Below are 10,772 nucleotides of genomic sequence, written 5' to 3'. Positions count from 1 at the left end.
TCTTATTCCGGCTCCATGGTGCAGCGCAGCGGGAATCCCGCCGCGCGTGCCTTCTGCGTCACGCGACGGACCTTGGCTTCGGCTATCTCCGCGGTATAGACGCCGCAACGCCCTACGCCTTTCTCATGCACGGACAGCATGATGCGCGTGGCTTCTTCCCTGTTCTTGTTGAAGATCCCCTGCAGGACATCCACCACAAAATCCATGCTGGTGTAGTCGTCATTGTGCAGCAGCACCACGAAGCGCTGCGGCTCCCGGACACGCTCTTTTACCAGGCTTTGCCCGTCACTTTCGTCTTGCGGTCTGTATGGGGCCGGCATGGCTCAGTCCTCCTCTGGCGGCAGATGCAGCGCGGCACGCCATTGCGCCGCCTGACAGGGGGAAAAGACAAAGGAACGCTCCGGCGGCAGACCCTGTTCCACGCGCCAGCGCTTGTGCAGTACATGGTAAGAGTCGGCACTGGTCGGCCGCTTGTCAAGTTCAAGCAGCACTTCAACTTTCCGGATGCGTTCCGCCTCGCCTTCCAGCTCCACCATCTGAAGGAAAGGCAGGATGTCCATATCCACATGCACCCCGTCGACCTGCCAGCTTTCCCGGAACTTTTCATACCGGGCCACAGGAAGATAGCCCAGCCCTTCCAGGATGCCCTGCATGGTCTGTCTGTCCGCTACGGGGCATTCACGCTCCTCCCGGATCTTGAATCCGGTCTCGGCGGCAGTGCGCGCGGCGAGGGGCGGCAACTTGAGGGTAAGGATGTGGTCCTCATGGTCGGCCCATTGCCGACTGCGCAGGCGGAGCAGGCGCTGGCTGCCGAACAGCTCCTCGTCCTTGTCGAACAGGATGTTGCGCTCGAAATGGACGCCCTCGCTGTGGGCGCCATGAGCGGTCAGCCGTTCCCGCAGGCGGGAAAAGTCCACATCCAGATATTTGCGTTCCACTTCACAGCTCATGAAAGCCTCAGGGATTGCGGCGGTGGAAAAGCCGCTGTTGCAGCTGGGTAAGAGTGGATATGCCGCCCTTGTCCGCCGCCGGATGGATGATGGGGGAAAAACCAAGGCGCTGTGCCTGTCGGAGCCGCAGATCCTGAGCGGCGACCGGCCGGATCTGGCCGTTGAGATCGACCTCGCCCCAGAGGACGCATTTTTCCGGCAGCGGCAGGTCATAGTAGGAGGACAGTACGGCCGCTACCAGCGCCAGATCGAGCCCCGGCTCCTGGAGCTTCATGCCGCCGCCCACCTTGGCGTAGATGTCCACCTGCCCGAAGTTGAGCTTGAGGCGTTTTTCCAGCACGGCCAGCAGCAGATGGAGCCGGTTGGCGTCAAAACCCAGAGCCGCCCGACGCGGGATGCTCAGAAAGGTACGCGCCACAAGGGCCTGCACTTCCACCGCCAGAGGCCGCTGCCCGTCCACGGCCATGACCACGGCCGTACCGGACAGCTCCGGGTCGCGTGCGCCGAGGAAGAAGGTGGAAGGATCGTCCACCACTTCCATGCCGCGCTGCCCCATGCGAAAGACGAGGAGCTCTTCATTGGGGCCGAAGCGGTTCTTGAAGACGCGCAGCAGACGGAAGAGCTGGCGGCGGTCCCCTTCCACGGAGATGACCGTATCGACCATGTGTTCCAGCATACGCGGTCCGGCCAGCACGCCATCCTTGGTGACATGTCCCACGAGGATGAGCGTTGTCCCGGTGCGTCGGCAGCACTCCAGCAGAGCGGTGGCCACGGCCCTTACCTGACTGACGTTACCGGGCAGACCGTCAGCCTCGAGGCTGGTCAGGGTCTGGACGGAGTCCACCACCAGCAGGGTCGGCGGAGCGCTTTCCACGGCGGCGATGACTTCTTCCACGCTGGAAGTGGCCATGGCCAGCAATCGTTCATGCAATACTTCAAGTCGTTGCCCGCGGGCCTTGATCTGGGGGAGGGACTCCTCGCCGCTGGCATAGAGCACATCCCTGCCCTGCCGGGCCACGAGTCCGGCCACCTGAAGCAGGAGGGTCGACTTGCCTATGCCGGGTTCGCCGCCCACCAGCAGGGCCGCGCCGGGCACGAGCCCCTTGCCGAGAACACGGTCCAGCGCCTCGATGCCGCTGGCATAGGGGGTGTGCCCCGAGTCGGAAACATCCCGCAGGGGCTGGGGACGGCTGCCCGGCGTACGGGCGGCAGCGGCGGAAGCTGGTCGCGCGGCAGCGGCGCGGGGCTGGGCAGCGGCCTGCAGTGTGTTCCACTCATGACAGCCGGGGCACTGGCCCCGCCATTGCAGGGTCTGCGCGCCGCAGGCGGAACAGATGTAGACTTCGCGCGTTTTTGCCATGCAGCAAACCTACGGAAAAAGGCGCTGAGAGGCAAGTGCCGCGGCACTGTCCGTCCGTGGGGGGCCCTTGGAAAAACAGGGAGCCGCCCGGCAAAAGGCGGCTCCCAAGATACGATATCGTTTTTGCCATTAGGGGGCGACTGGCGCGAGCTTCATGTCGGCAGGGGCCGTGATCTCCACATTCTGCCGGATATCGCTGTTGCCGCGTGCGGGGACCTTCACTTCCCAGAAGAGGATGCCTTCGTCCTGATCCGTGGTCGGTGCGGGGGTGCCCTCCAGCTTGAGCGTCACGCGCTCATCTACGCTGCGCGGCAGGGGGCGCTCCACGCGCACCCGCACTTCTTCCGGCCGCTCGTTGCGGATGGCGTAGCGCCAGCTCCAGCGCCAGAAACGGCGGGCATTGATGATGCCGCTTTCGTTTTCCTTGCGGGTCTCGTTGATGGTCTTGACGGTCACACGCGGATCAGCCCCGAAAAAGAGCTTCACCTTGCCGGCTTCGGGGCGGAAGGTGCCTGTACCCACATACTGTCCGTCGATGCGGCATTCCATGAGACCGGTCGGCCAGGAAGGACGATCGGCAAAGGCGTATTCCGCCGTCATCCAGACACGGTTCTCCCCTGCCGACGGGCGGGCCAGCCACTGCATGGGAGCCGTCCATTCCTCGCTCGTTACGTTGAGGATGGATTTGCCCTGCGCAAGACCCGTCGAGGGGACTTCCCAGCGGACAAAAGCGCCCTCTTCCGAGACGGGGATGCCGCTGTTGTCCGCGGCGGCGGCCATGAGCGGAACAGCCTTGGCGTGCCGGGGCATCCCGGCCGGGCGGGCGGCCTCCGGTGAAAAGGGCTCGATGATCCAGTCCGGCAGAGCATCCGGGCCGAGCGAACCGGGCGTACGGGTGACCAGCGACAGCCGGGCCTTGTCCCAGTCCTGGCCGGAATACTGCCAGACTTCCGCGGAAAGGCTGATGTCCACCTTGCCCGTACCGGGGCGGGCATTGACGCTGTAGCGCGGCTGCCAGCCGCAATTATGCAGCATGTAGGAGCAATGAACCTGCACAGGGCCGTCAGGCGCCGCGGCCAGCCGGATCTCCAGCAGTTTCCCCTGCTCCGAAAGCGCCGGGACGGCGTTCACGAGCTTGCGGAGCTGTTCCTGCTCGCGCGTGAGCTTCTGGCGTTCGGCCATGAGAGCGGGCACGGTCTTTCCCGCCAACGCATCCAGATCTTCCACGGCTTCGCCGTTTGCCCCGCCGGGAAGCTGCTTGTGCAGCTCCATGCGTGCGTTGAGCGCCGCTATGCGGCCTTCCAGCTCATCCAGCCTGTCCAGCAGCTCGCGCCGACGTTCAGCGACCTTGCCCTGCGGCCGGGCGGCAACGGGCGTCAGCGTCCAGCCAAGCACCTTTTGCCCCGGCACATCGGGCACGACATTGGCCGCGCCATCCGGCAGGAGCAGGCGCAGGACGGCTTGTCCGTCACGGCTGGCGGCCATGATCTTTTCTTCAAGGGTGATCTGCGCTCCGGCCGGGAACAGTTCCACCGTCCGCGGCTGGCTGAAGGTCTCCCCTGCTTCACGGTCCGTCTGTTCAGCAGGCTGTGAGGCCACAGGCGCATCAAGAGATGCCCCGGGTGCGGTTTTTGCGGCTGCGGACGGCGTCGCTCCCTCACTTTCTTTCGGGAACGTTGAAGCACCTGTCGGCATGGTTGCGACCTCCGGCGTTGCGGCGGCCTGCGCAGGCGCGGGACTGCCCGTCAGCAGCCCGCACAGGGCCAGCACGGCCAGCGGCAGAGCGCGTCCATGCCGTCGAGACGCACTGCACGGGCGCGGCGTTTTATAGTTAATGTGAAACATGAACTTCTCTCCTTGCCGTCTTACCGGGTAAGGCGGCGGAATTTCAGGCGATGCGGCGTATCGGCATCCTTGCCGAGGCGCTTCTTGCGGTCTTCCTCGTATTCCGTGAAGTTCCCCTCGAAGAAATCCACCTTCGAGTCGCCTTCAAAGGCCATGATGTGGGTGGCGATACGGTCGAGAAACCAGCGGTCATGGCTCACCACGAGCACGCAACCGGCAAAGTTGTCCAGCGCGTCTTCAAGGGCCCGCATGGTGTTCACGTCGATATCGTTGGTCGGTTCGTCCAGCAGGAGGACGTTGGCCCCGGATTTGAGCATACGGGCAAGGTGCAGGCGGTTGCGTTCGCCGCCGGAGAGCACGTCCACCTTTTTCTGCTGATCCGCGCCGTGGAAATTGAAACGCGTGCAGTAGGCTCGGGCGTTCACTTCCCTGCTGCCCAGCTTGATGGTCTCGTGCCCGTCGCTGATGAGCTCATAGACGGTCTTGCCGGGCGTGAGGGATTCGCGCCCCTGATCCACATAGGCGAACTTGACGGTATCGCCGATGGTGATGGTGCCCGCGTCCGGCTTTTCCTGCCCGGTGAGGAGCTTGAACAGCGTGGTCTTGCCCGCGCCGTTGGGGCCGATGATGCCCACGATGGCGCCGGCGGGCACGAGAGCGTCCACATTCTCCATGAGCAGCTTGTCGCCCATGCTCTTGCTCACGCCCTTAAGCTCGATGACGCTCTTGCCGAGGCGCGGTCCCGGCGGGATGTAGATCTCCAGATCCGGCGCGCGCTTCTCGCTCTCGTGGGAAAGCATGGCTTCATAAGCGTTGATGCGGGCCTTGCCCTTGGCATGACGGCCCTTGGGGGACATGCGTATCCATTCCAGCTCGCGGGCAAGGGTCTTCTGGCGGTCGGCCTCGGCCTTGTCTTCCTGCGCCAGACGCTTCTGCTTCTGTTCGAGCCAGGAGGAATAGTTGCCCTTCCACGGGATGCCGCGGCCGCGGTCCAGTTCCAGTATCCAGCCCGCCACGTTGTCGAGGAAATAGCGGTCGTGGGTGACGGCGATGACCGTGCCGGGGAAGGTGGAGAGATAGCGCTCCAGCCAGGCCACGGACTCGGCGTCCAGATGGTTGGTGGGTTCGTCCAGCAGCAGGATGTCGGGGTTCTGGAGCAGCAGACGGCAGAGGGCCACGCGGCGACGTTCGCCGCCCGATATGTGGGCCACGCTCATGTCCCCGGGCGGGCAGCGCAAGGCATCCATGGCCATTTCCAGCTTGGAGTCCAGATCCCAGACGCCCTTGTGGTCCATCAGCTCCTGCACTTCCGCCTGCCGGGCGATGAGGGCGTCCATCTCCTCCGGCTCCATGGGCTCGGCAAACTTGGCGTTGATGGCTTCAAATTCGCGGGCGATGGCCATGAGCTCGGCCACGCCCTCTTCCACCACCTCCCGCACAGTGCGGGTCTCGCCCTGAAGGGGCTCCTGCTCCAGATAGCCGATGGTATAGCCGGGCGCGAGCACGGTCTTGCCGTCAAAGGACTGATCGACGCCTGCCAGGATCTTGAGCAGGCTGGACTTGCCTGCGCCGTTCAGACCGAGCACGCCGATCTTCGCTCCGTAAAAGTAGGAGAGCGAGATATCCTTGAGCACTTCCTTCTGTCCGTGCCGCTTGGACACGCGAATCATGGAATAAATAATCTTGTCCGGTTCGTTGCTCATGCTTTCCTCAAAGGTCGGATTGGGCGGCCGTATGGTCGCCAAGGTTGTCCAATATATACGGCATCGCGTGGATTTTCAAGCGCGCGGCAGCGCCCTCTTGATTTGCCCTCTCCTCTCTGCCAAGATGCCCTTTGGCCGCAATTCGGCGGCAATGAGGAGGAAAGACAACGCATGCGTTCTTTTTTTGGCCCGAATTTTCAGAAAGTCATGGGGGGATCCATGGTCGTGGCCGGTACGGCCATCGGCGCCGGGATGCTGGGCCTGCCCATGATCTCCGCGGGCATGTGGTTCAACTGGTCGCTGGTGGTCATTTTTGTTTCCTGGTTCTGCATGTTGCGCGCCAGTCAGGCTATCCTGGAGGTCAACCTCTGCTTTGAGCCCGGCGACAGCCTGCATACCATGGTCAACCGGACGCTGGGACCGGCGTGGAGCCTCATCAACGGGCTTGCCGTGGCCTTTGTGCTCTATACGCTGGTCTATGCCTATGTGAGCGGCGGCGGCTCGGTGGTGCAGCAGGCCATGCAGTCCAATTGGGGCTATACGCCGCCGCGAGTGCTGACGAGCCTCATCTTTTCCTTGTTGCTGACGGCTTGCGTCTGGTGGAGCTCGCAGGTGGTGGACCGGCTTTCCGTGGTGCTCATGGGCGGGATGATCATCACCTTTTTCCTCTCCGTGGGCGGCATGATCGGCAATGCCGACATGGGGCATATCTGGGGGGAACAGGCCGACAGCGGGGAATTCATCTTCCTGTTCGGCGCGGTCTCCACGTATCTGACCTCCTTCTGCTTCCATGCCTCGGTGCCCAGCCTCATCAAATATCTGGGCAAGGAACCTCGCATCATCAATGCCTGCCTGCGCAACGGCACCTTCATTGCCCTGCTCTGCTATCTTGTCTGGATCATTGCCGCTGACGGCATCCTGGACCGCGAGGCCTTCCGCGCCGTCATCGCGGCGGGCGGCAACGTGGGGGATCTGGTGCAGGCTTCCGGCTCCTCGCTGGGGTACATCATCCAGAAGATGCTGGAATTCTTTGCCCTGTTCGCCATCGCCACATCCTTTCTCGGCGCGGGGCTCGGGCTGTTCGACTACATGGCGGACCTGTGCAACTTTGACAATTCCCGGCGTGGGCGTACACTGACCATGCTGGTGACCTTCCTGCCTCCCATGCTGGGCGGTCTCATCTGGCCGGACGGCTTTCTGGCGGCCATCGGCTGGGCCGGTCTGGCGGCGGCCATCTGGTCGGTCATCGTCCCGGCCATGCTGCTGCATGTCAGTCGCCGCAAGGGAGGCGAAGCGCTGTATCGTATGCCCGGCGCAAGCTGGGCCATCCCTCTGTTGCTGGTGTACGGTATCGGCGTGGCGGTGTGCCATACCCTGACCGTACTGAACTATCTGCCTGCCTTCAAATAGGAGAACACGCATGAGCAAGGAACTGATCAACACGTCCAAGGCCCCTGCCGCTGTCGGTCCCTACAGTCAGGGAATCCGTTCCGGTGAGACCTGCTACTTTTCCGGCCAGATCGGCCTTGTGCCCGAAACGGGCAAAATGGTGGAAGGCGACGTGGCGGCTCAGGCCGAGCAAGCCCTGAAGAACCTTTCCGCCGTGTTGGCCGAAGCCGGTCTTGGGACGGAAAACGTGGTGAAGACGGTCGTCTTTATCACGGATATGGCCAACTTCCCCGCCGTCAATGAGGTCTACAAGAAATACTTTGCCGCGCCCTACCCGGCTCGTTCCTGCGTGGCCGTGGCCGGTCTGCCGCTGGGAGCGCTGGTTGAAGTGGAGGCCATCGCCACCCGTTAGGCAAGCGGAGGCATCCGCGCCTGTTGACGCGGAGGCTCTGCGTTGATCTGACGCAAAAGACATGCGGACGGAGGGAGTTGCGGCTCCCTTCGTCTCTTTTTATATTCCTGATCGTATGCTGACGTTCTTTTCCCTCCTGCTGACGTTGTATGTTCTGGTGCGCGTGCTGTGGCGCACGCATCTTTCCCTCTCCCTGCGGCTCCCGCTGGCCGCGCTGACAGTCGCCGGGGCCTGCAAGCTTTTATTTTTTCGTCTTTTTTTCGGCTCCTATTCGCCGGAAGTGCCGCGCTGGTTCCAGGTCGGCACGGGTATCCCGTTGGGCATCGTGCTGCTGTTTGCCGCATTGAGTCTGGGGCGGGATGCCCTGCTGTGCATCTGCTGGCTGCTTGAGCGTTGTGGTGCGGGCAGGCTCTGGAGCCGTCTGCGTCCCTGGGACGGGCGTCTTTCTCTGGGCTTGTGTCTGCTGGCTCTTCTTCTGGCTGCCGTGGCCATCCCTACGGCTCTGCGCGTACCCGCCGTGCGGGAGGTGGAACTGCCCGTGCGCTCTCTGCCGCCGGAACTGGACGGTCTGCGGCTGGCGCATCTGAGCGACCTGCATCTCAGCCGCACCTTCAGCCGTGCATGGGCTGAGGAACTGGTGCAGCGGGTCAACGCGGCCCGGCCGGACATCATCCTGCTGACCGGGGACATCATGGATGGTTCTCCGGCCCTGCGAGCTGACGATATCCGTCCGCTGGCCGATCTGCGGTCAACGCTGGGCACGTATGCCTGCACGGGCAACCATGAATACTACTCCGACTATCCGGCCTGGAAGCCCCTGCTGCGTCATACGGGCATCACGATGCTCGATAATATGCATGTCATCGTGAGGCACGCGGACAGGGAATTCGTCCTGTCCGGCGTGACCGATCCCGCTGCCGCCCGTTTCGGCCTGCCCGGCCCGGACCTGGAAAGCACGCTGCCGCGCGGCTTGGACTCCCATGCGCTCTCCGCGCGCCCGGACGGCACGAAGGAGCGCCTGCCCGTCATCCTGCTTTCCCATCGGCCTACCCTCTTTGACGCCGTGCGGGGCAAGGTTGCGCTGCAACTGTCCGGGCACACGCACGGCGGTTCGATCCTGGGCGTGGACTGGCTGGTGGCCGCCTTCAATGGCGGTTATGTGCGCGGTCTCTACGGGGACGAGGATTCTCGTCTTGTCGTGTCCAGCGGATGCGGCCTGTGGGGCGGTTTCCCCTACCGGCTGGGAGTTCCTGGGGAGATCCTGCTGTTGATATTGCGTCGGGTCGGAGACGAGACGGACTCCTGAAGCGGCGAACGCCATTGTGGAGCAGGTCGGTGAGCATGATGAAAACGGCGTCCGTTCAAGCCAAACGGACGCCGTTTGTCTGTCACGGTGGGATCAGGCCGTTTCCACGGCGGCGTAATAGAGCTGATCTCCGCGCGTCTGGGTGACGGCCTTGCCGTCAGCCACCAGCATTTCCAGATGCTTGAGGGCCTCGTTGTGATGGATGCCCAATCCGGCGGCCACATCGTTGACGGTGCAGGGACGCCGGGCGATGGTCGCCAGCACGTCTTCTTCCTGTACCTGGGTCCGGAAGGTCGTGTGGGCCTCGTCGTCCAGATGCGTGGCGATGATCTCCACCGGACAGGGGACTTCCGCCGCCATGCGTTCACAGATGGCCCGCAACCGCGCCATCGGGACAGGCTGGGCGCTGCGTTCCGCCGGAGGCCGGCAGACGCTGTTGAGCTGGACTTTGTCCGGGCGGATATCCGCCACGAGTCGGGCAAGGGCGTCTATGGAGGCATCGTCATCGTTCATGCCGCCGAGCAGCATGATCTCCAGCCATATCTGCCCGCGGAACTCCTTGCGGAAGCGGATGAGGCCGTCCACGATTTGCTGGAATCCCAGGGAAGCCTCCGGCGCATTGACCGCATCGAGCTGTGCGGCGCTGCCGCCGTCCAGAGAGGGGATGACCACATCCGCCGCCGCCAGATCCGAGCGGACATCGGCACGCCAGAGCAGTGAGCCGTTGGTGATGACGACCACCGGCACATCCGTCAGGATCTTGATGTTTCGGATGATGTCGCCAAGCCGGCTGTTGAGGGTCGGTTCTCCTGAGCCGGCGAAGCTGATGTACTGCGGCGTATCGACGGCAAGTTTGCGTCTGACTTCATCGAGGATGTCGTCGACTGCCACGTATTCCTTGCGTTCGACCGTATGGTTGGTGGTATGGCCAAGCTGGCAGTAGACGCAATCGAAGGAACAGGTCTTGAATGTCAGGGCGTCCACGCCCAGCGAGCGTCCGAGGCGGCGGGAAGGGACCGGGCCGTAAACGTGATGAAAGGCTTTGCTCATGCCCTCTTGCTCCTGTAAGAAAAATGCACACGCGTGGCTGCTGTCGGCGGTTCCTGCCCGCAGCGCGCAGACCGGTCATGAGCTGTGCACGGCCCGGATGACTGAATGGAAAACTATGCCTAGCCCTCGCTGCTGTCAAATCCCTTCGTTCGGCTTTCCTGCATCTTGCGCAGGGAGCGGGCGATCTCCCGAACGAGGTTCAGGATAAGCTCGCGGCCGTCGGGAGACAGATCCCGCAACTCCTCGGCTATGGCCGCAGCCCAGTCGTCCGATTCGGGGCTGGCCTCGCGAAAAAGATCCGCTACGCGACAGTCCAGAAAGTGCGCCACTTCCGGCAGACGGGAAAATTTGGGGGCCATGACGCCCTTTTCCATGCGTGAAAGCGAGTCTTGCGTGATGCCGAGTTTCTCGGCCAGCATGGCCTGTGTCATCCCGCACATTTTGCGTCGCCGGGCCATGACGCGGCCAACCTGTGCGGCAAGCTTACTAACATCCTTGGAATTCATATTAACGCCTCCTTTCTTCATTTTCGCAGGAACAGCGCCGTGGGAGAACAGCTTATTACGCGCAATATGTTGATTTATAAAATCTATCGTGCGTGAATTCCTGTTTAAAGGCTGGGATGTTGGTGTGTCTACAGTGTTTTTTTATGCTTTTTTCCAGCTGTAACATGAAAAAAATTTGGGTCATGACTAGCAGAGAGGATTCTCTCTGAGCATCTTGAGGAGGAGTTTGTAGATATCCTCATGACGGTGAT

Annotated in this window: 10 protein-coding genes; 3 read left to right on the top strand and 7 right to left on the bottom strand. The window is 62.7% G+C overall.

The window, feature by feature from the left end; translation table 11 throughout:
• Nucleotides 1-2: 2 nt before the first annotated feature.
• From clpS to ettA, 5 genes are all read right to left on the bottom strand, one after another.
• A complete protein-coding gene (gene clpS / locus Q0K00_RS00050) occupies nt 3-320 on the bottom strand; it encodes an ATP-dependent Clp protease adapter ClpS (protein WP_297226521.1) in 318 nt (105 codons plus the stop codon).
• 3 nt (nt 321-323) lie between these two features.
• Nucleotides 324-950, bottom strand: coding sequence for a class IV adenylate cyclase (locus tag Q0K00_RS00045; protein WP_297226520.1), 627 nt, complete (start codon nt 948-950; stop codon nt 324-326).
• A 7-nt stretch (nt 951-957) separates the two neighbouring features.
• Complete coding sequence (gene radA / locus Q0K00_RS00040) at nt 958-2,310, bottom strand: DNA repair protein RadA (protein WP_297226519.1); 1,353 nt, start codon at nt 2,308-2,310, stop codon at nt 958-960.
• A 129-nt stretch (nt 2,311-2,439) separates the two neighbouring features.
• Nucleotides 2,440-4,155 carry a DUF4139 domain-containing protein gene (locus Q0K00_RS00035; protein ID WP_297226518.1) on the bottom strand — a complete coding sequence of 572 codons (1,716 nt, stop codon included), beginning with the start codon at nt 4,153-4,155 and terminating at the stop codon, nt 2,440-2,442.
• A gap of 20 nt (nt 4,156-4,175) precedes the next feature.
• Entirely contained in the window at nt 4,176-5,858 is a 1,683-nt protein-coding gene (gene ettA / locus Q0K00_RS00030) for an energy-dependent translational throttle protein EttA (RefSeq protein WP_297226517.1), read from the bottom strand.
• A 171-nt stretch (nt 5,859-6,029) separates the two neighbouring features.
• Here ettA and Q0K00_RS00025 point away from each other — a divergent pair, with 171 nt between their 5' ends.
• The 3 genes from Q0K00_RS00025 (at nt 6,030) to Q0K00_RS00015 (ending at nt 8,965) form a co-directional block, all read left to right on the top strand.
• The gene (locus Q0K00_RS00025; protein WP_297226516.1) at nt 6,030-7,268 is read left to right on the top strand and encodes an aromatic amino acid transporter; all 1,239 of its coding nucleotides are present in this window, start codon (nt 6,030-6,032) and stop codon (nt 7,266-7,268) included.
• Between the two features lie 10 nt (nt 7,269-7,278).
• Nucleotides 7,279-7,659, top strand: a complete 381-nt coding sequence (locus tag Q0K00_RS00020) for a RidA family protein (RefSeq protein WP_297226515.1) — start codon at nt 7,279-7,281, stop codon at nt 7,657-7,659.
• A 115-nt stretch (nt 7,660-7,774) separates the two neighbouring features.
• On the top strand, nt 7,775-8,965 hold the full coding sequence (locus tag Q0K00_RS00015) for a metallophosphoesterase (protein ID WP_297226514.1): 1,191 nt from the start codon (nt 7,775-7,777) through the stop codon (nt 8,963-8,965).
• Between the two features lie 93 nt (nt 8,966-9,058).
• Here Q0K00_RS00015 and Q0K00_RS00010 read toward each other — a convergent pair whose 3' ends face one another.
• Together Q0K00_RS00010 and Q0K00_RS00005 are read right to left on the bottom strand one after the other, a co-directional pair.
• On the bottom strand, nt 9,059-10,015 hold the full coding sequence (locus Q0K00_RS00010) for a radical SAM protein (RefSeq protein WP_297226513.1): 957 nt from the start codon (nt 10,013-10,015) through the stop codon (nt 9,059-9,061).
• 119 nt (nt 10,016-10,134) lie between these two features.
• Nucleotides 10,135-10,521 carry a helix-turn-helix transcriptional regulator gene (locus Q0K00_RS00005; RefSeq protein WP_297226512.1) on the bottom strand — a complete coding sequence of 129 codons (387 nt, stop codon included), beginning with the start codon at nt 10,519-10,521 and terminating at the stop codon, nt 10,135-10,137.
• Between the last annotated feature and the right edge of the window lie 251 nt (nt 10,522-10,772).

It is taken from the genome of uncultured Desulfovibrio sp. (assembly GCF_944327235.1).
In the GTDB taxonomy this organism is placed as follows: Bacteria; Desulfobacterota; Desulfovibrionia; order Desulfovibrionales; family Desulfovibrionaceae; genus Desulfovibrio.
The sequence above is the reverse complement of the archived record's forward strand: the minus strand, read 5'-3'. Positions and strand labels throughout refer to the sequence as shown.